Here is an 18,760-nt window from a genome sequence, read left to right on the forward strand (position 1 = left end):
TTCCGTGACCTGTTTAGTCGCTTCGATTTTGAACTCTTCGGTGTAACGTTTTGCACTCATTGGTGATCACCTCTTGTTAGGCGTTATTGTAACGCTAACAGGTGTCTACAATACTAGGGCCTTGCCAGTTATGTGTGTTGTGAGTACTTTTGGACATTTCTGTTTTGCCCATTTGCTCAAGGCGCCAATCATCAAAACCATCTAAACGTTCATTTGTGATTTGATTGATGTTGAATTTTCCAAGATATGGAATGTGATATTTGCGCAGAGCTGATATGTAGTCTTTGTAAACAACCTTGCCACGTCTGCTAGCAAGTTCATTTTCCATTCGCTTGATCGCATTTTCTGCAACAGCACGAAATTTTGTTGTAGTGAGTGGCAGGTTGTTTTTGACGTGTGTTCTAAGTTCCGTGCGAATATCTAGAGCATTTTCACGGGCCTCATCTAGGTCTGCTGACCCTGTGCTGCGTCTAATCCATTCGCCTTCAATTTTTATTCGTGCTTGCCAGCGAGCGCTGCGAGAACGTCGATATAGCACGATAAGCCCAGGGACTACTGAAACCATTTCTGCCATTTTTTTCGCACTTTTTTAGTGGATTTAACTGGATTATAGCTTCGTTAAAAGAACGGGCAATAGCCCTAAAAAGTGTGCACCGAGTGTGCTAAGCGAAATTTTCAGGGTGGGTGCAAATAAAAAATGCACGATACCTGCGTATTCGTGCATTTTATCTACATACTCTCAACATATACCAACAAGATATTGGTACCGATGGTCGGACTCGAACCGACACGCTTTATAGGCAACGGATTTTGAATCCCACAACAATGGTTGTCATGGATAGAATAAGGTTTCAGAGGGTTGAAAGTAAAGGGTTCTAGTGAAGTGTAGTTGAGGGTGGTTGTGTGTGGTTTACGCCTAATTACGCTTTTTTCTTACATTAAATGTTTAACTTTCACATCTATCATTTGAAGGCCAGACTCAATACTTGAAATGTAAACTTCTGCTTTATCCAAAGACTCAGATCGAGTTCTACCAGAAAATTTCATCCGATTTGTTTTCCAATGAACCTCTATTCCATTAAAGATTTTCGGTTCAACATCAGCAGGATGATATGTGAAAATTAGTATTGGTTTTAGATGAGTACCTTGCTTGGCTTCAATCGCATCTAATCTATTTTTAAGGGAGTATGTTGTATTGGTCACGCATTCTCCAAGACTGAAATTCGACTTTCCAGCTCGTCTATCTCTATGATCTTAGCCACAGCACCAATCGATTGTATTAGCGTTGCACCTATGTCTGCAGGGCACTCACCTCTAGCAACAGAATTCAGTATGCATTTAGCTTTATCTGAAAGGCTCCCTGCGCTTTCTAAACCATCGATAACTACTGGTTCACTAGATGTCTTTCGTACAGGTGCCACACGCTCCATAACAAGTCTCGCGGCTGTCATATCACCTGACTTGGCCGATTCTATTATCTTATCAATAATGGCTGGAGAAGCCTCTGTGAGCTTTGTGCGCATTTCATTAGGCATAATGGGAGGTCGACCTTTAGGGTTCCCCGAAGAGCCTTGTTTGAATTGACCGTTTTTATGACGTGTTACATCGTGATTTTCAGGCATCATAATAACCTACTATTTTACTTGGTTATTGTATCATGTGATTTCCCAAGCGTAACTAAAAGCCACATCAATAACCTTTCTTAATACTTCACCTTTGATCAAGTAAAGCGTAGTATCGAAAAATAGATCGAAAATATTAATAAGGATCGAAAAATGAGTCTTAGACGTCCAATGTTTCAAATTGCTTTCTTGTTTTCAGCTTTGCTTATAGGGCTGCCATCTGAAGCTAGCAAGGTATATTTCAAACAAGATCCCCTTAGTAATAAACGATTATCCTCTGTTACAAAAAATCCTGAAGAGCAAAAGTTTGATGGCCAAACAGTTTATCGATTCCAGATCCAACATGGTGGTTGCGGCGAAGATGGTTACTGGTCAGATTGTAATAACGATCGTCAACGTGTTGAGTTGAAAGATGGATATAAAGTTAGTCTTCAAACATGGTCAAAGGAAAAAAATCTAGAACGATATTATCGAACCAATCTTCTCATTCCCGACGAGGAGATGTTTCCTATCACTGCCCCGATGACACAGATGATTCACCAAACAAAACTCAAATCAAAAAATAATCCAATCTGGATGGTGCATATTGATCAGAGAGGTGGGCTAAGAATAAGTACCGATAGTGCAGGCGGCTGCATAATTGATAAAGAATTCTTACCCCGCGGTAAATGGTTAGAAATTGAAATTCATACAAACTATGAGCTTTATTCGTCCGAAAAACTTGAATTAGCTGAAGAGGCATACCTCCAATCTCGCAACTCAAATTATGCGCAAAAGGTTAAGCCATCGTTTAGGTATTTTATAAATGGTAAAGAGCTTTGCACGCTATGGAAGCCTCTGATTACCAAAGCTGGACTTCGTGATGGAGGTGAGAAAAAGCTCCAACTAAAATTTGGTATATACAACACATTTCCCTCAAAGTGGCTTTTGGCACAAGTGGAAAATCAACGCTGGATTCAGCAAAACAATATTAAATTTTCAGGATATCAACAAGATTCTAAAGGCGAACGCAACGGTGCAGTGAGTTCTAAAATAGCGTCGCCTTTTGATTACGATTGGCCAGTCAAGCTACCAACACAGATGCTGTATTACACTGATTGGTATATGACAAAAGAAGTTGAAAAGCTCCCAGCCAGCCGTTTTGAGAAGGTAAAAGAAAAAACGAAGCCTGAAGGCTGTTCAGACCCAATTTTCGCAAACATGATGGGTTCTTTATGTAATTGATAAGCTCAATGCTTAACAAGCCAAGTAAAGAATCTTATCTGCTGTGAGCCTTGTACGCATCTCGGTAGGCATCATAGGTGGACGTCCTTTAGGATTACCAGAAGATCCTTGTTTGAACCGCCCATCCTTGTGGCGTGTTACTTCGTGATTATCAGGCATGAGCAAGGATTAGAACGTCTATTTCGGGCTACAAACAAATATCCTGAACTAGTTAGCAAAACCAAGCAGGCCGAAAGTTCTTGCCGCGTCTTTATTAAGAACCCAACCATCTGAAGTAGAACAATAATCCATCATACGACGGAATGCATATTCTCCGTTTTTGTTGCCAAGCATATCGTTGAAGTACAATTCTAAAATACGAATATCATTACGATCTACACAGCTGATACCTCCGTTAAACTTGAATCTATACGGTGAATGGAAAAATAATTCAGTGTTCGGTTCCATTTCACGTTGCGAGCCCCCTATAAATGCTACAGCGCACGAACTTGCACAAATCTGCCCCTTTACCAGCGAAACTGGGATTCTACGTTCTCTGAATAGGCGCCCTAACTCTATCCCATCAACTAATCTGCCCCCACCTGAATTCATAAATACCCAAGTACCAGAACCCCTTAAGGAAGCATCAGTCCGAAAGCACTTCGGGAGGCTATCTAGAATAAGTTTTACAGCCCTTGTCGCGTCAGGCCCTATCGCACCGTTTAACTCCAGATGATAATCCCGACCATTCTCGCAGTTTTCGGCTCTATGACTTACCAACCTTACTGTTAGCTCACCAGTAACAACCTCTTTATCAACCCGATAGTCTATCTCGTTAGAGTTTTTGAACCCAACATTTGATCCTGCAATTTTGTGGAAGCCACTTGCGGAGAAACACCCCTGCAAGGCCAGTGCAAAAGCTATCAACGACAAGCGATTTAAAATTGACTTCATATCTACTTTCCACTCAATGAGGCTTCAAGCGCCAAGTTGAATCGACGGTTGTTATAAGATTAGCACTCCATCAAATGTATTCAACTATATTTATGATTCCTTTCAATCAAGGGCTTCTTATTAGTCTGATATCACTAGATCAACTCCTAGTACAACCCTTCCAGCCCTTAACATAGCAGCTCTAACCCGAGCTTTGTCACTCGCTCTACAGCGAATAGAATCATGAACAGGCAGTATAGGAACATTAGCTAAATGGCCCAGAGTATGTGTCATAATTTGACTGTCGAGGTATTGGAGCTTTAGCCCAATGTCAGCCTGTCCAAATTGGTCTGCTATTGCAGGGTGTCGTTTTTGTATCGCGCAAATAAGCTCCTCACCAGTCATTCCCGCAGGTACCCCTTCTATAAAGGATTCGTACCAATTCGGTATGTATGGCTTACCACACACTAAACCTCGCTTCCTGTACTCATTGTAGATAGCGAGCTTCTGCTTAAGAATTGGGTATAGTTTTTGGTTCTCTGGATTACCACTTTGCGTAATCTGACCTTTGAGGACATGGAGGTGGCTAGTATTGGCAAGTATCAGCGACACTAACTTAATGGTCTGCCGTGAAAAGCCTTCTACACTGTATGGGTCGTCCTCAAGCTGTAAGCCTGCTTTTGCATACATCATGGCGTAATGAAGTGACTTGAAGTCCAACTCAACAGTCCTCTCACCATCTATCAATATTTGATTCCGCTCGGATTTAGGAAGGTTCTGGTATTCACCGTAGAAGCGTCCACCAAGAGTGGTCTTCTCAATAAAGATTCTTTCCAGCCAAGGCGTAACGTACCTACCATGAAGAGTTGCGGTATGGTGACACCAAGTCTCTGTATAACTAATTAACACCTCACCAGCCAAACGAAGCCTATTGTGCTCACGACTGTACAGGGGGAAGTTAATAACAGCTCCAGTCTCCTTGTGTACCTTGCCATAGGCTCCATACGACTTTTTTGGACGCTCTCTAACCACCGCTAGAGGAGAGCCTTCTGCCAGCCGCACCGACGCTTGGGTTTGGTCAAATAATGCGATTAGCTTTGATCTTGGAGTACACCAAGAAGATATACCATCGAACTGATTGTTCCTGCCGCTAACGACCTGTATGTAATCACCACTTTCCAAGAATCTCACGCATTCAGCTACTCTATTGTTAGTCACCTGTCGTAAACCGTGAATCACACTTTTATGCGCGGTCTTAAAGCTAATAAGGAGTTGCTGTGACCTTTCATAGCTATCCAATAGGTTGGCAAGCAGAACCTCAAGAGCACTCCAATACTTAGCCGCATGGAATCGTTGAGCATCCTTCCATTGCTCCAGTTCAGGCATTAAACGATGTATAACCAAACTGCCCGATGCATCTAGCTTTAGTTTATTGTCTATCCATCTTCCATTGGGTGCAGGTGTTTTTAAATAGAGGCGTCCAAACTCAATATCCTCCTGATATGAAGGATCATTGGCAGTATCCATGTGAGGCTCAAAAGGGGCAGAGCGGAAAGAGACAGGAGAGTCGGCGACCGCTTCTCTAATCATAGATGGAATAAGACTAGAGACCGCATCATTACTGGCCTCAGGCTGTATTTTTATCTGGAAGTCTAATAAAAGTTCTAGCTGTGTTTCTTTCATTACACTACCTCCATCTTCGTCTTTTTAGGAGGGTATATGTGTGACGTGAATAATTCAGGATTGGCTAACCAAAGCCCGAATGCAGGTGCATTAATGTATAGGCGGTTGCCTATAATCCTTACGCATGTTGATAAGCCTTCGTGTTCAGTACGTTTCCAAAATAGTGTTTTGAGTTGTGAATAAGAGAACTGAGGATTCTCGTCTGCTAAGTTTGCAAGGGTCTTCCAGTTGGACAGTTCTGAAAGAATCTCACATAGTTTATCTGGGTTGTTCATAGTTAAGCTCCGTAGACTTTGGTTGTCTGGAGCTAATATTGATTAATCTTTGCTACTTTCTGTATTTGTAGATTTTAAAATGTACTAATTGACAATCAGTTTTTATCTTTATTGTAGTAAACAGTGGAAATAATTTGTGCAGTCGTATTTTCAAAGCCATTTCTTCTAAATCTATCTGCGACCGCTTCGAATACATTCTTCGGATCCACTTGATCGTTTTCAATGTTAGCCAATTTCAATGAGGGATCCACAATTAAAAACTCATTAACTAATCGAGGTATAGCACGCCTCAACTGAGGGGGAGGTGTTCCTTTAGTCGGTTGTTTTTTTGATCCATTCTGAGGCTTTTGAGTCGTAATTCGTTCGATTACTTCATTTAACAATTCGGACTTATAGAGTCTTAAACGGGTCTTGTCATGTGTCTCGCCTTCAAAATCATCTAAGAATAACCATGCTGAAGATACAGCTCTTTCAAAAGTTAGCTCTCCTACATGATATCCAGCAATGTATGCCCACAGTGATGCAGTTAAGTACTTGATATCATTTACGCTAATGCAGTTATAAATGTGATCAGAAGGAAATGTTATAAGTTTGCTATCCAAGTAATTGCTTAACAGCCTTTTCATTACGAAACCCCTCTAAATACACTTTGTAGCACTTTAGATTTATGTAGTATGTCATGATGGATGTAGCGTTGTGTGGTCTGAATGGTTTTATGACCCATAACCTGCTGAATGGCAGTGATTGGAATGTTTGCGTTTGCAAGCCATGTCCCTGTTGTATGCCTCAAATCGTGTATTCGATAATGTCCTACAGAAGCTATTTTTAGAGCTTTGTACCAGTGTTTATCGATATTAACAAATGGCTTGTGCGGTGAAGTTGGGTGAGGAAACACATATGAATTACCAACTACTCTATATTTTTGCAGTTCAGCAATCACCTCAGAGTTAAGTGGAAGTATTCGGGGATCTCCGTTTTTCGTTTTACTGAGATAAGCAGTTTGATTTGTGAAATTTATGTCAGACCATTTCAACCCCAGTAACTCACTCCGCCTCGCACCAGTGTGCAGAGCCATTACAACAAACATATAGAGTCTTTCCCAAGAGCTCTTTTTGCATGCTTTAAGGATTGCCTCAACAGAGTCTAAGTTCAAAGGGTTATCGATAGATTTGTTCTCTGGTAGCTGTTTAACCTGTCTTGCTGGATTGAATTGAGTGTCGTATTCGTCGTCTGCGAATGTGAATGCTGAGCTTAAAGCAGCTTTATATCGGTTGTATGTGGCATTTGATAACCCTTTCGTTTGTAATTTTTTTAGGGAGTCTCTAATTAATTTCTTTGAAATTTTACCAACGGCGTAGTGACCTAATTCGCTTCGCCACCACATAATACGTTGATGCAAGCTGGTGTCTTTACCTTTGTAGCTGCAGAGAAACTCATCAAGCAGTTCTGACAAGGACATTGTCTGTAGTAAATTGTAATTCTGATGTGCAATTGAATCTGATTTCAGAGTCAGATGTGCCTGATAGCGTAGTGCTTCTGATTTTGTTTTGAAGGTTTTACTAGAACGGGTGCCTGCTATCATTGCTTCTACACGATAGCTGGTACTTTTTTTACCCTTGATGGGTCTGATTGTGGCCATGTGTCACCTCATTACGTTTAATTACGCTTAATTTAGTGACAACCAATGTATTACGGGGCTTTCATATCTCTCTAGTAACCAATAACCCATTGTCCAGAAAGGTTATTTAAATGGTACCGATGGTCGGACTCGAACCGACACGCTTTATAGGCAACGGATTTTGAATCCGTCGTGTCTACCAATTCCACCACACCGGCAGAGAGTGTGGCGCATTATAAGCGGGTTTCAGAATAGGTCAATCTTCTGTGACGTTTTTAAGTAGATTTTGTTAATATTTGCGCCCCGCAATTTTAACGCTCGGTATCTATGAAGCTTAGTGATTTTGATTTTGATCTGCCTGAAGAGTTGATCGCACACTTCCCGTTAGAACAACGTACCGCCAGTCGCCTGTTGCAGGTCGATGGGAATACGGGTGAACGTGTGCATGGCTCGTTTGGCGACATTCTCGATCTGGTCGAACCTGGTGATCTGATGGTCTTTAACGATACTCGGGTCATTCCGGCACGTCTGTTTGGGCAGAAAGAGAGTGGCGGAAAGGTTGAGTTGTTGGTGGAGCGTGTCATCGGTGAGAAGCGTGCCCTTGTCCATCTGCGTGCCAGTCGTACTCCAAAAGAGGGCGCTAAACTGCAGTTCGAAGGGGGTATAAACGCAGAGGTCGTAGGTCGTGAAAATGGCCTGTTCGATCTGCAGTTTGATATTGACGAGTCGATCATTGAAGCGCTAGAGCGTGTTGGCCACATGCCATTGCCGCCATATATCAAACGTGAGGACCAACTCTCTGACCGTGAACGTTATCAGACTGTTTACAACAAAAAGCCCGGGGCTGTCGCAGCGCCAACTGCTGGTCTGCACTTTGATGATGAGTTGATCGCTAAGTTAGAAGCCAAAGGTGTAGAGCGTGCGTTTGTCACTCTGCATGTCGGCGCGGGTACCTTTCGTCCAGTAAAGGTGGATGACATTAAAAACCATGAGATGCATGCCGAGTACATCGAGGTCGATCAATCGGTATGTGATGCGGTAAACGCGGTCAAGGCGAGGGGGAATCGAGTCATTGCGGTGGGAACGACCAGTGTGCGCTCGCTTGAATCAGCAGCCCAATCAGGCCGTATTGAGCCAACTTTTGGCGATACGCAGATCTTTATCTACCCAGGCTATCAATACAAAGTGGTGGATGCTCTGGTCACCAATTTCCACCTACCGGAGTCGACACTGTTGATGTTGGTCTCTGCGTTTGCTGGATATGAAACCACCATGGCGGCTTATAAAGAGGCCGTTGAACAGAAATATCGATTTTTTAGTTACGGTGATGCGATGTTCTTAACGCGCAACACCCAAGGTTAAGCAGGAAAGTAGATGAGCCGTCACTGTTTTATGAAATTTGAGACGATTACGAGCGAAGGTAAAGCGCGTCGTGGTCGTTTGACCTTCCCGCGTGGTGAGGTCGAAACCCCTGCGTTTATGCCTGTGGGTACCTATGGAACTGTAAAGGGTATGCTGCCACGTGATGTTGAGGCGACAGGTGCTCATATCTTATTAGGTAACACATTCCACCTGATGTTGCGTCCTGGTACCGATCTGATCGAACTTCATGGCGATCTGCACGACTTTATGCAGTGGGATAAACCGATACTGACAGATTCAGGCGGTTTCCAGGTATTTAGCCTAGGTAAAATGCGCAAGATCACAGAAGAGGGTGTCTCTTTTCAATCGCCTGTGAATGGCGATAAGGTCTTTGTCAGCCCCGAAGTCTCGATGGAAGTCCAGCGCAAGCTAGGGTCTGACATCGTCATGATCTTTGATGAGTGTACGCCTTACCCTGCCACTGAGCAGGAGGCGGCTGACTCTATGCGTCTCTCTCTGCGATGGGCACAGCGATCTAAAGATGCGCACGGTGAAAGTCCTTCGGCTCTGTTCGGTATTGTGCAGGGTGGTATGTATGAACACCTGCGTGATGAATCTCTAGAGGGGCTCACTAATATTGGCTTTGACGGCTATGCGATTGGTGGTCTGTCGGTGGGTGAGCCTAAGCATGAGATGATCAAAGTGTTGGATCATTTGGCGCATAAGATGCCGGAGGATAAGCCACGTTATCTGATGGGCGTGGGTAAGCCTGAAGATTTGGTGGAAGGGGTGCGTCGTGGGGTTGATATGTTCGATTGTGTCATGCCAACCCGTAATGCACGAAACGGCTTTTTATTTACCCGTGAAGGGGTTGTAAAAATCCGTAACTCGTCCCATAAAACAGATATTGGACCAGTGGATGCGGAGTGCGGTTGTTACACCTGTCAGAACTTCAGTCGATCTTACCTGCACCACCTTGATAAGTGCGGCGAGATTCTAGGTTCGCAGTTGAATACGATTCACAACTTGCACTACTACCAAGACTTGATGGCAGGTTTGCGTGGAGCCCTTGAACAGGGTACATTGACCGCCTTCGTAGATGAGTTCTACCGTCGACGTGGCATGGAAACGCCAGCGTTGGCTGAATAACTTAAATAAACTTATATAAATGATGTTACAGGAGTGCTTTTAATGAGCTTCTTTATTTCACCTGCTTACGCTGAAGGTGCAGCTGGTGCTACCGATCCAGGTATGTTTAACCTTATTTTCCTACTGGGTTTCGGTCTGATCTTCTACTTCTTCATGTGGCGCCCACAAGCAAAACGTCAGAAGGAGCACAAAGCACTGGTTTCTGGTCTTGCTAAAGGTGATGAAGTGATCACTGCTGGCGGTATCATCGGTAAGGTTGTTCGTGTATCTGACGACTACATTGCACTTGAAGTATCAGAAGGTGTTGAGCTTAAGTTCCAGAAGACTCACGTTGCGTCTGAACTGCCAAAAGGCACTATTAAAGGTATTTAATCGACCTTGCTTACAGCGCTGTTACTGAACGGTAACGGCGCTTTTCTGTTTTTAAAAGGATGGGCCTGTAATGCTCAATCGTTTTCCCCTTTGGAAAAGCTTGATGATTGTTGTGACACTTTTGTTCGCAGCTATCTACGCTATGCCAAACCTATACCCTGACGACTTTGCGGTTCAAGTGTCGGGTTCCAAACAAGATTTTAAAGTGGATGATCGCACTCTTGCTCGCGTGACGGCTGCTCTGGATAACAACCAGATCGAGTACAAATCGCTTGAAGCAGAAGAGGGTAAAGGTCTGATCCGCTTTGCCGATGGTGATGCTCAGCTACGTGGCCGTGAAGTGATCGGCCGTATCCTGGGTGAAAATTACACCGTAGCTTTAAACCTAGCACCCACGACACCTAGCTGGCTGACAGACATCGGTGCCGGCCCAATGAAACTGGGTCTGGACCTTCGTGGTGGTGTCCACTTCCTGCTAGAAGTGGATATGGTGACTGCCGTCTCTCAGCGTCTTGAAGTGTACGTCAGTGAGATCAAATCTAACCTGCGTAAAGAGCGTCTGCGTTACCGTCAGGTAGAGACTCTGGATGATGGTACGCTAGCGGTTCGCTTTGCCGATGCTGCTACGCGTGATGAGGCCTCTTCGCTACTCAGAAAGAGCTACCAGGAGTTTTTGATCACTGATCTGGATGAAGAGGACTACTCGAGCCTGCAGATCTCTTTGAGTGAGCAGACACTGCGTGATATTGAAGATTATGCCGTTAAGCAGAACCTGACAACGCTGCGTAACCGTGTCAACGAACTGGGTGTGGCTGAGCCGCTGGTACAGCGCCAAGGTCGTAACCGTATCGTGGTTCAGTTGCCGGGTATTCAGGATGCGGCCGCCGCTAAACGTATCATTGGTAAAACCGCTAACCTTGAGTTCCGTCTAGAAGCAAAACCTGACACCTCTCGTGCGCTGACTGAGACCTACTCATTCCGTTCAGATGAGAACCGTAAAGCGAACCTTGAACGTGATGTCATCATTACCGGCTCTAGCGTCTCTAATGCGCAGTCGAACTTCGATGAGAACGGCATGCCTCAGGTATCAATCAGCCTTGATTCCAAAGGGGGACAGCTGATGAACCGCACGACGCGTGATGCTATTCAACGTCGCATGGCGGTTCTGTTTGTCGAGTTTAAAGCGCGTATGGTGACTGAGACGGTTGATGGTCAGCAGGTTGAAAAACGTGTGCCATACGTTGAGAAGAAGATCATCTCCCTTGCAACGATTCAGAGTGCGTTGGGCTCTAGTTTCCGTATTACCGGTCTAGATAACCCGCAAGAAGCGTCTGAGTTGGCGCTGTTGCTACGCGCTGGTGCACTAGCAGCACCTATCTACTTCGTCGAAGAGCGTACCGTAGGTCCATCGATGGGTGCTGAAAACATCGAGCTTGGTTTGACGTCCGTTCAAATCGGTTTCGCTGTGGTGATGCTCTTTATGCTGGCTTACTACCGTGTATTTGGTTTAATCGCCAACATTGCATTGACACTTAACCTGGTGATGCTGGTGTCGGTTATGTCGATTCTATCGGCCACTCTGACCCTGCCGGGTATCGCGGGTATTGTTTTGACCGTCGGTATGGCGGTAGATGCCAACGTGCTGATCTTTGAGCGCATCAAAGAGGAGCTTAAAGTCGGCATGCCGGTGCAGTCAGCGATTCACTCCGGTTTTGCACGTGCCTTCACAACGATTTTGGATGCCAACGTCACGACATTGATCGCAGCGTTGATCCTATTTGCGATGGGTACGGGGCCGGTGAAAGGGTTCGCGATTACACTGTCAGTCGGTATTTTGACCTCAATGTTTACAGCCATCCTTGTGACTCGCCTGATGGTGAATCTGGTGTATGGCCGCAAACAACTTAAGTCGATCAAGCTGTAAGGGGGTCTAGAGATGTCAGAAGTTCACAAACTCTATAATTTCATGGGCCTACGCAAGGCCCTTGGTATCTTCTCGATCGTTTTGATGATCGCATCAGTCGCGTCATTAGCGGTTAACGGTCTTCGCTTTGGTCTCGACTTCACAGGCGGTAGCTTGGTTGAAGTGGGCTATGAAGAGTCAGCGGATCTGAACCTTATTCGTCAGCAGCTGTCGACGGCGGGTTATGAAGATGCCGTCGTGCAAAACTTTGGGTCTAGTACCGATGTGTTAATCCGCTTGGGTGAGACGCACGACCCTAAGTTGGGTGACAAAGTAGTTGAGGCGCTAAAAGCCGATGGTTCTGCTGTCGAGTTGCGTCGTAACGAGTATGTCGGTGCTCAGGTCGGTGAAGAGCTTCGCGAGCAGGGCGGCTTAGGCATGCTGCTGGCGCTCGCGATGATCATGGTCTACCTTGCTTTCCGTTTCCAATTTAAGTTCTCTCTTGGTGCTGTTTTGGCCTTGGTTCACGACGTGACCATCGTGCTCGGCTTCTTCTCGATCATGCAGTTGGATTTCGATCTAACGGTCTTGGCGGCGGTGCTTGCGGTGATCGGTTACTCGTTGAACGATACGATTGTTGTCTATGACCGTATCCGTGAAAACTTCCGCATCATGCGTAAAGGTGGTCCACTTGAGATAATGAACAGCTCGCTGTCGCAGACGTTGAGCCGTACATTGGTGACCTCTTTAACCACGGCGCTCGTATTGGTTGCGCTGTTGGTCTTCGGTGGTGAGACCATCCGTGGCTTTGCGATTGCGCTGCTGGCGGGTGTTGTGATTGGTACCTACTCTTCAATCTATGTCGCAGCGAATCTGCTTTTGGCACTCAAGATTACGAAGGAGGATCTGATTCCTCCGCCTAAAGAAGAGTCAGAAATAGACGAAATGCCCTAAGGTTAAAGCCGGCTCTTGATGCCGGCTTTTTTATTTCAGGTTAATATGACTGAAACACTATTATGGATTGGATGATTAATGAGTAAACAGTGGCGCGATAACGACCCCAACGCACAGGAAGAGGCGGGTAAATACGACCGACCTGTGCCCAGTCGAGACTACATTATTGAGTTTCTTCGAAAGTGGGGGGCTCCTATAAGCCATGCGCACCTTTGTGCCGAGCTAAAGCTCAGTCATCCTGATGATATTGAAGCGGTGCGTCGCCGTTTGATCGCAATGTGCCGTGATGGGCAGTTGATATCGGATCGTCGCAATCAATTCGGTTTGATCGAGAAGATGGATCTGATTCCTGGTCGTGTCATTGGTCACCGAGATGGCTTTGGCTTTGTTAAGCCCGATGCGGGCGGTGATGATCTGTTTATCAGTGCTCGCCAGATGAAACAGCTATTCGATGGCGACCGCGTTCTCGTTCAAGAGATCGGCTCTGATCATCGAGGCCGACCTGAAGGTAAAGTTATCGAGCTGCTAGAACGCCCTTTGAAAAAGGTCGTGGGACGTTTTGATGGGGAGAATGGCTTCGGTTCACTGATTCCAGAGAACCAACGCATTACCAATCAGATTGTGGTGATGCCGGATCCTGATAAAGATCTTAAATACGAAGATGGTCAGCTGATTGTTGTTGAGTTGGTTCAACAACCGGATAAGCGCCACCCTGCGCGCGCTAAAGTGGTTGAAGTGCTGGGTGATCACTTGGCGCCGGGGATGGAGATTCAAGTTGCCATTCATAACCACGACATTCCCAATGAATGGAATGCCGGCGTTCATCAAGAGATCGGTGATTTAACACCGGAAGTTCGGGAAGAGGACAAGACCAATCGTGTCGATCTGCGTGATCTTCCGTTTGTTACGATTGATGGTGAAGATGCTCGCGATTTTGATGATGCTGTATACGCTGAGAAGAAGCGTATGGGTGGCTGGCGCCTATGGGTTGCAATTGCCGATGTCTCTTACTACGTTAAACCGAACAGCGAGCTGGATAAAGAGGCTGTTAAACGTGGTAACTCTGTCTACTTTCCAGAGTATGTTGTGCCGATGCTGCCTGAGCTGTTATCCAACGGACTCTGTTCGCTGAATCCCAACGTTGATCGTTTGGCGATGGTCTGTAAGCTCAATATTAAACGAGATGGATCTATCGGTGATGCAGAGTTTTTTGAAGGGATCATAAACTCTAAAGCCCGTCTGACCTACACCAAAGTGGGTGCTATGTTGGATCGTGATGATGATTCTGCTGACGCTGAGTTGTGGCGTGATCAATACAAACAAGTGCTACCTCATCTTCAGACGCTTCATGGGTTGTTCCACCGGCTTCGTGAAGCGCGCGATGATCGGGGTGCGATCGATTTCGATACCACCGAAACACGCATCGTCTTTAGTGATGAGCGTAAGATTCAGAACATAGTACCCGTGACACGTAATGATGCGCATAAGCTCATCGAAGAGTGTATGTTGGCTGCCAATGTGGCAACGGCTAAGTTCCTAGCGAAGCGTAAAAAGCCTGCGATCTACCGTATCCATGACGGCCCTAAAGAGCAGCGTCTGGAAAACCTGCGTGCCTTTTTGGGGGAGTTGGGTCTGGCGTTGCCGGGCGGTGATTCACCGGAGCCTAAGGACTATCTAAAACTGGCGTCGGCGATCGAAAATCGCCCAGATCGACACATTATCCAAACCATGATGCTTCGCTCGATGCAGCAGGCTGTGTATAGCCCTGATAATCATGGTCACTTTGGTTTGGCGTATGAGGAGTACACTCACTTTACCTCACCGATTCGACGTTACCCTGACCTGCTTGTCCACCGTATGATTCGATCAGCGATTCACGAAGATAAGAAGATTAAAGGGGTAGCGAGACCGGATGGTTTTGTACGCAACCCAAGCTTTGTCATGAACTACAGTGCAGAGCAGATGCTGCAATTCGGTGAACACTGCTCGATGACCGAGCGTCGTGCCGATGAGGCGACTCGTGACGTGATCTCTTGGCTGAAGTGTGAGTACATGCAGAGCCAGATTGGTGAAGAGTTCACTGGCGTTGTCTCTGCGGTAACAGGCTTTGGTGTGTTTGTTGAGTTGGATGATCTTTTTGTCGATGGTCTCGTTCATATCACCAGTCTACCAAGTGATTACTACCAGTTCGAAGCGGGCAAGCAGCGTTTGATCGGCGAACGTACAAGACGCGTCTTTAAGCTAGGCGATCGATTAGGCGTGCGCGTTGCACAGGTCAATCTGGATGAGCGCAAGATTGATTTCGAACTGCTCGATTCAGAGAAAAATAAACCGACGAAAAAACCATCAGTCCGAGAGCGTTTGGCCATGGGGCTGTTTGATCAGAAAGGTAAGGGCGGTGCTAAATCAGGTGCGCGCGGAAAGGGTTCAGGCTCTGGGCGTTCAAGCGGTGGTCGTTCAGGCGGCGGCTCTGGTGAAAAGTTTGGCGGTAAGACAGCCAGCAAAAGCCGTGGAGCAAAAAAGAGCGGCGCGTCTAAGCGCAAGCGCTCTTAACTGGGTATAATCGCATACAGCTTTCTTTGACTCGAGTAAGAGAATGAACGAACTGATTTTGTTGACCTTGTCTGGTTCCGATAAACCGGGCGTCACCGCGGGTATTACTACGATTTTGGCTAAATACGATGTTGAGGTTCTAGACATCGGTCAAGCAGTCATTCACAACACCCTATCCCTAGGTTTACTGTTAAAAGTACCTCATGAGGCTGAATCTTCACCGCTGCTGCGTGATCTGCTGTTCAAAGCGCACGAGATGAACATGGTGCCGCGCTTTGAACCGGTCACTCTAGAAGAGTACCAAAGCTGGGTCGGTGCACAGGGTAAGTCACGTCACATTATCACTCTGCTAGCACGACGCATTTCGGCTGAGCATATCGCCAAAGTGACTGAGGTGGCTGCGCGTTACGATCTTAATATCGACAACATCTCACGCCTATCTGGCCGTGTCTCAATTGATGAGGTTGAAGAGGAGAGCAGCAAGGCCTGTGTCGAGTTCTCTGTACGTGATATGTCTGCGGATGAAGCTGAAGTGCGTGAGACTCTGCTAACTTTGGCATCAGAGCTGGGTGTGGATATCGCCTTCCAGCGTGACGACATCTATCGTCGTAACCGCCGTCTGGTGGTGTTCGATATGGACTCGACACTGATTGAAGCTGAAGTCATCGATGAGTTGGCGAAAGAGGCTGGTGTCGGCGATCAGGTGTCAGAGATTACCGAAGCGGCTATGCGCGGTGAGATCGACTTCAATGAGAGCTTTAAGCGTCGTGTGGCTCTTCTGGAAGGGTTGGATGAGTCGGTCCTTGAAGGCATCGCTCAGCGCCTGAAAATGACCGAAGGTGCCGAACAGTTAATGTCACAGCTTAAACGCACTGGATATAAGACCGCGATCCTTTCGGGTGGCTTTACCTACTTTGCCAAGTTCCTGCAGAAGCGTTTAGGTTTTGATTACATTCACGCCAATGAGCTCGACATCCAAGATGGCAAAGTGACCGGTAAAGTGGTCGGTACGGTAGTCAATGGTGAGCGTAAAGCAGAACTGCTTCGTGAGATTGCCGCCAAAGAGGGTGTCTCTCTAGAGCAGACTATCGCAGTAGGTGATGGTGCAAACGACCTGCCAATGCTCTCTATCGCGGGCTTAGGCATTGCCTTTAGAGCCAAACCTCTAGTGCGTGAGAATGCTAAACAGTCGATCAGCACTCTTGGCCTAGATGGTATTCTATACTTGATTGGTTTCCGCGATCGGGATGTGTGATTGAGCGTCTGAATCAAAAAACCTCGCTTCGGCGAGGTTTTTTGTTGAAGCATCTCTTAAAGAGGTCGCGATCAATACCCAGAAAATCGCCTCATCTGCGATAAGGCTCCAACAATGCTAAAGTCACTAGTGTTTAGTTTTAACTGTTGGAGCGTCCTTGAAAAGGTCGCGATCAATACCTAGAAAATCGCCTCATCTGCGATAAGGCTCCAACAATGCTAAAGTCATTAGTGTTTAGTTTTAACTGTTGGAGCGTCCTTGAAAAGGTCGCGATGGAAATATGAGATTGATGTGGTGATGAAGCAGTATTACTCAAAAAAATGGCAGGGGTAGCAGGACTCGAACCTGCGCATGGGAGGATCAAAACCTCCTGCCTTACCACTTGGCTATACCCCTAGAATGGTGGCAATGACGGGATTCGAACCTGTGACCCACGCATTATGAATGCGTTGCTCTAACCAACTGAGCTACATTGCCATGCTTGAAAGACTTAGATGGCAGGGGTAGCAGGACTCGAACCTGCGCATGGGAGGATCAAAACCTCCTGCCTTACCACTTGGCTATACCCCTAGATGGTGGCAATGACGGGATTCGAACCTGTGACCCACGCATTATGAATGCGTTGCTCTAACCAACTGAGCTACATTGCCATCTTTCAAGGCCGCGAATTATTCCTTCTATAGGCTTCTATGTCAATAGAATCTAAGGGAAAAACCCAAATTCGGCCTGATAAAATTGTGAATCGATCAATCGCTGATCAATTCACAAATTTTCGTTTTAAACGTTGAAACGGAAGTGGATAACGTCGCCATCTTTGACGATGTAATCTTTACCTTCTAGGCGAGCTTTACCCGCCTCTTTAGCGCCTTTTTCACCTTTATATTCGATGAAATCATCGTAGCTGATCGTCTCAGCACGGATGAAGCCTTTTTCGAAATCGGTGTGGATGACGCCTGCAGCCTGGGGTGCAGTAGCACCGATCTTGACGGTCCAAGCGCGGACCTCTTTAACACCGGCTGTGAAGTAAGTTTGCAGACCCAGTAGCTGGTAACCTGCACGAATTACACGATCCAAGCCTGGCTCTTCCATACCCATGTCTTGTAGGAACTCAAGGCGTTCGTCATCTTCCAGTTCTGAGATTTCAGACTCTAGCTTGTTACAGATCGCAACGACTTCAGCGTTCTCATTAGCGGCAAACTCACGAACCGCATCTAGATGAGGGTTATCTTCAAAACCCTCTTCAGAGACGTTAGCGATGTACATGGTCGGTTTAGTCGTCAGTAGGTGGAATCCCTTCGTTAGCTTCTGCTCGTCGTCAGAGAGCTCTAGGGAGCGAACTGGCTGACCTTCTGATAGGTGAGGGATCAGTTTTTCCAGCAGGGCTTTCTGTGCCACTGCCTCTTTGTCACCGCCTTTAGCTGAACGTTGCACACGCTGTAGCTGCTTCTCACAGGACTCTAGATCTGACAGAGCCAACTCAAGGTTGATTGTCTCAATGTCTTCTAGTGGGTGGATGCGGTTAGCGACGTGGATGACGTTCTCATCTTCGAAACAGCGAACCACGTGTGCAATGGCATCCGTTTCACGAATGTTAGCAAGGAATTTGTTACCAAGACCTTCGCCTTTAGAGGCGCCTGCTACCAAGCCTGCAATGTCAACAAACTCCATCGTGGTTGGCAAGATGCGCTCTGGGTTTACGATCTCCGCCAGTGCGTTTAGGCGTGGATCTGGCATAGGCACGATGCCTGAGTTCGGCTCGATTGTACAGAATGGGAAGTTCTCTGCATCGATACCCGCTTTAGTAAGCGCGTTAAAGAGCGTTGATTTGCCGACGTTTGGTAGGCCGACGATGCCACATTTAAATCCCATGATACTGTC

17 protein-coding genes and 6 tRNA genes are annotated in these 18,760 nt (G+C 46.2%); 8 read left to right on the top strand and 15 right to left on the bottom strand.

Features of this window, described 5'->3' with window-relative positions:
• Positions 1-94: 94 nt before the first annotated feature.
• The 4 genes from XMM383_RS10175 to XMM383_RS10190 all read right to left on the bottom strand — a co-directional run bounded on the left by XMM383_RS10175 (position 95) and on the right by XMM383_RS10190 (position 1,625).
• Complete coding sequence (locus XMM383_RS10175; protein WP_173495039.1) at positions 95-574, bottom strand: hypothetical protein; 480 nt, start codon at positions 572-574, stop codon at positions 95-97.
• Between the two features lie 187 nt (positions 575-761).
• A tRNA-OTHER gene (locus XMM383_RS10180) sits at positions 762-830 on the bottom strand.
• A 103-nt stretch (positions 831-933) separates the two neighbouring features.
• On the bottom strand, positions 934-1,203 hold the full coding sequence (locus XMM383_RS10185) for a hypothetical protein (RefSeq protein WP_173495040.1): 270 nt from the start codon (positions 1,201-1,203) through the stop codon (positions 934-936).
• A complete protein-coding gene (locus tag XMM383_RS10190) occupies positions 1,200-1,625 on the bottom strand; it encodes a DUF5681 domain-containing protein (RefSeq protein WP_173495041.1) in 426 nt (141 codons plus the stop codon). Before XMM383_RS10190 ends, XMM383_RS10185 begins: the two co-directional genes overlap by 4 nt.
• A gap of 150 nt (positions 1,626-1,775) precedes the next feature.
• Here XMM383_RS10190 and XMM383_RS10195 point away from each other — a divergent pair, with 150 nt between their 5' ends.
• The gene (locus tag XMM383_RS10195; protein ID WP_173495042.1) at positions 1,776-2,846 is read left to right on the top strand and encodes a heparin lyase I family protein; all 1,071 of its coding nucleotides are present in this window, start codon (positions 1,776-1,778) and stop codon (positions 2,844-2,846) included.
• Positions 2,847-2,858: 12 nt separating this feature from the next.
• Here the strand turns inward: XMM383_RS10195 and XMM383_RS11890 are convergent, their stop codons facing one another.
• The 6 genes from XMM383_RS11890 to XMM383_RS10220 form a co-directional block, all read right to left on the bottom strand.
• Positions 2,859-3,005, bottom strand: a complete 147-nt coding sequence (locus XMM383_RS11890) for a DUF5681 domain-containing protein (protein ID WP_371744239.1) — start codon at positions 3,003-3,005, stop codon at positions 2,859-2,861.
• Between the two features lie 48 nt (positions 3,006-3,053).
• Positions 3,054-3,779, bottom strand: coding sequence for a hypothetical protein (locus tag XMM383_RS10200; RefSeq protein WP_173495043.1), 726 nt, complete (start codon positions 3,777-3,779; stop codon positions 3,054-3,056).
• Between the two features lie 120 nt (positions 3,780-3,899).
• Complete coding sequence (locus XMM383_RS10205; protein WP_173495044.1) at positions 3,900-5,441, bottom strand: hypothetical protein; 1,542 nt, start codon at positions 5,439-5,441, stop codon at positions 3,900-3,902.
• Between the two features lie 370 nt (positions 5,442-5,811).
• Positions 5,812-6,342: a hypothetical protein gene (locus XMM383_RS10210; protein WP_173495045.1), complete on the bottom strand. Its 531-nt coding sequence runs from the start codon at positions 6,340-6,342 to the stop codon at positions 5,812-5,814.
• Positions 6,342-7,355 (bottom strand): site-specific integrase, encoded by a 1,014-nt coding sequence (locus XMM383_RS10215; RefSeq protein ID WP_173495046.1) that lies wholly within the window; start codon positions 7,353-7,355, stop codon positions 6,342-6,344. The genes XMM383_RS10210 and XMM383_RS10215 overlap by 1 nt, the downstream gene beginning before the upstream one ends.
• A gap of 111 nt (positions 7,356-7,466) precedes the next feature.
• Positions 7,467-7,552 (bottom strand) — tRNA-Leu (locus XMM383_RS10220).
• Positions 7,553-7,661: 109 nt separating this feature from the next.
• Between XMM383_RS10220 and queA the strand changes: the two genes are divergently transcribed.
• The 7 genes from queA to serB all read left to right on the top strand — a co-directional run bounded on the left by queA (position 7,662) and on the right by serB (position 16,882).
• Positions 7,662-8,696 carry a tRNA preQ1(34) S-adenosylmethionine ribosyltransferase-isomerase QueA gene (gene queA / locus XMM383_RS10225; RefSeq protein WP_173480632.1) on the top strand — a complete coding sequence of 345 codons (1,035 nt, stop codon included), beginning with the start codon at positions 7,662-7,664 and terminating at the stop codon, positions 8,694-8,696.
• A gap of 30 nt (positions 8,697-8,726) precedes the next feature.
• Positions 8,727-9,845, top strand: coding sequence for a tRNA guanosine(34) transglycosylase Tgt (gene tgt / locus XMM383_RS10230; RefSeq protein WP_173480763.1), 1,119 nt, complete (start codon positions 8,727-8,729; stop codon positions 9,843-9,845).
• A 42-nt stretch (positions 9,846-9,887) separates the two neighbouring features.
• On the top strand, positions 9,888-10,217 hold the full coding sequence (gene yajC / locus XMM383_RS10235) for a preprotein translocase subunit YajC (RefSeq protein WP_173480633.1): 330 nt from the start codon (positions 9,888-9,890) through the stop codon (positions 10,215-10,217).
• A gap of 70 nt (positions 10,218-10,287) precedes the next feature.
• A complete protein-coding gene (gene secD, locus XMM383_RS10240; protein WP_173495047.1) occupies positions 10,288-12,141 on the top strand; it encodes a protein translocase subunit SecD in 1,854 nt (617 codons plus the stop codon).
• A 12-nt stretch (positions 12,142-12,153) separates the two neighbouring features.
• On the top strand, positions 12,154-13,074 hold the full coding sequence (gene secF, locus XMM383_RS10245; RefSeq protein ID WP_173495048.1) for a protein translocase subunit SecF: 921 nt from the start codon (positions 12,154-12,156) through the stop codon (positions 13,072-13,074).
• A gap of 78 nt (positions 13,075-13,152) precedes the next feature.
• Positions 13,153-15,627: a ribonuclease R gene (gene rnr / locus XMM383_RS10250; RefSeq protein WP_173495049.1), complete on the top strand. Its 2,475-nt coding sequence runs from the start codon at positions 13,153-13,155 to the stop codon at positions 15,625-15,627.
• Between the two features lie 43 nt (positions 15,628-15,670).
• Positions 15,671-16,882, top strand: coding sequence for a phosphoserine phosphatase SerB (gene serB / locus XMM383_RS10255; RefSeq protein WP_173495050.1), 1,212 nt, complete (start codon positions 15,671-15,673; stop codon positions 16,880-16,882).
• Between the two features lie 321 nt (positions 16,883-17,203).
• On the opposite strand, the gene XMM383_RS10260 is transcribed toward serB, so the two are convergent.
• The 5 genes from XMM383_RS10260 to ychF all read right to left on the bottom strand — a co-directional run bounded on the left by XMM383_RS10260 (position 17,204) and on the right by ychF (position 18,751).
• Positions 17,204-17,278 (bottom strand) — tRNA-Gln (locus XMM383_RS10260).
• 4 nt (positions 17,279-17,282) lie between these two features.
• Positions 17,283-17,359: transfer RNA gene (locus XMM383_RS10265), tRNA-Met, on the bottom strand.
• Positions 17,360-17,377: 18 nt separating this feature from the next.
• Positions 17,378-17,452 (bottom strand) — tRNA-Gln (locus XMM383_RS10270).
• A 3-nt stretch (positions 17,453-17,455) separates the two neighbouring features.
• A tRNA-Met gene (locus XMM383_RS10275) sits at positions 17,456-17,532 on the bottom strand.
• 127 nt (positions 17,533-17,659) lie between these two features.
• Positions 17,660-18,751, bottom strand: coding sequence for a redox-regulated ATPase YchF (gene ychF, locus XMM383_RS10280; RefSeq protein ID WP_173495051.1), 1,092 nt, complete (start codon positions 18,749-18,751; stop codon positions 17,660-17,662).
• Between the last annotated feature and the right edge of the window lie 9 nt (positions 18,752-18,760).

The sequence above is a fragment of the Marinobacterium sp. xm-m-383 genome (assembly GCF_013283255.1).
Classification (GTDB): domain Bacteria; phylum Pseudomonadota; class Gammaproteobacteria; order Pseudomonadales; family Balneatricaceae; genus Marinobacterium_E.

Bases quoted from the DNA above. Each gene is read 5' to 3' on its own strand.
- XMM383_RS10175 (WP_173495039.1), bottom strand. From the start codon at position 574: ATGGCAGAAATGGTTTCAGTAGTCCCTGGGCTTATCGTGCTATATCGA.
- XMM383_RS10190 (WP_173495041.1), bottom strand. From the start codon at position 1,625: ATGATGCCTGAAAATCACGATGTAACACGTCATAAAAACGGTCAATTC.
- XMM383_RS10195 (WP_173495042.1), top strand. From the start codon at position 1,776: ATGAGTCTTAGACGTCCAATGTTTCAAATTGCTTTCTTGTTTTCAGCT.
- XMM383_RS11890 (WP_371744239.1), bottom strand. From the start codon at position 3,005: ATGCCTGATAATCACGAAGTAACACGCCACAAGGATGGGCGGTTCAAA.
- XMM383_RS10200 (WP_173495043.1), bottom strand. From the start codon at position 3,779: ATGAAGTCAATTTTAAATCGCTTGTCGTTGATAGCTTTTGCACTGGCC.
- XMM383_RS10205 (WP_173495044.1), bottom strand. From the start codon at position 5,441: ATGAAAGAAACACAGCTAGAACTTTTATTAGACTTCCAGATAAAAATA.
- XMM383_RS10210 (WP_173495045.1), bottom strand. From the start codon at position 6,342: ATGAAAAGGCTGTTAAGCAATTACTTGGATAGCAAACTTATAACATTT.
- XMM383_RS10215 (WP_173495046.1), bottom strand. From the start codon at position 7,355: ATGGCCACAATCAGACCCATCAAGGGTAAAAAAAGTACCAGCTATCGT.
- queA (WP_173480632.1), top strand. From the start codon at position 7,662: ATGAAGCTTAGTGATTTTGATTTTGATCTGCCTGAAGAGTTGATCGCA.
- tgt (WP_173480763.1), top strand. From the start codon at position 8,727: ATGAAATTTGAGACGATTACGAGCGAAGGTAAAGCGCGTCGTGGTCGT.
- yajC (WP_173480633.1), top strand. From the start codon at position 9,888: ATGAGCTTCTTTATTTCACCTGCTTACGCTGAAGGTGCAGCTGGTGCT.
- secD (WP_173495047.1), top strand. From the start codon at position 10,288: ATGCTCAATCGTTTTCCCCTTTGGAAAAGCTTGATGATTGTTGTGACA.
- secF (WP_173495048.1), top strand. From the start codon at position 12,154: ATGTCAGAAGTTCACAAACTCTATAATTTCATGGGCCTACGCAAGGCC.
- rnr (WP_173495049.1), top strand. From the start codon at position 13,153: ATGAGTAAACAGTGGCGCGATAACGACCCCAACGCACAGGAAGAGGCG.
- serB (WP_173495050.1), top strand. From the start codon at position 15,671: ATGAACGAACTGATTTTGTTGACCTTGTCTGGTTCCGATAAACCGGGC.
- ychF (WP_173495051.1), bottom strand. From the start codon at position 18,751: ATGGGATTTAAATGTGGCATCGTCGGCCTACCAAACGTCGGCAAATCA.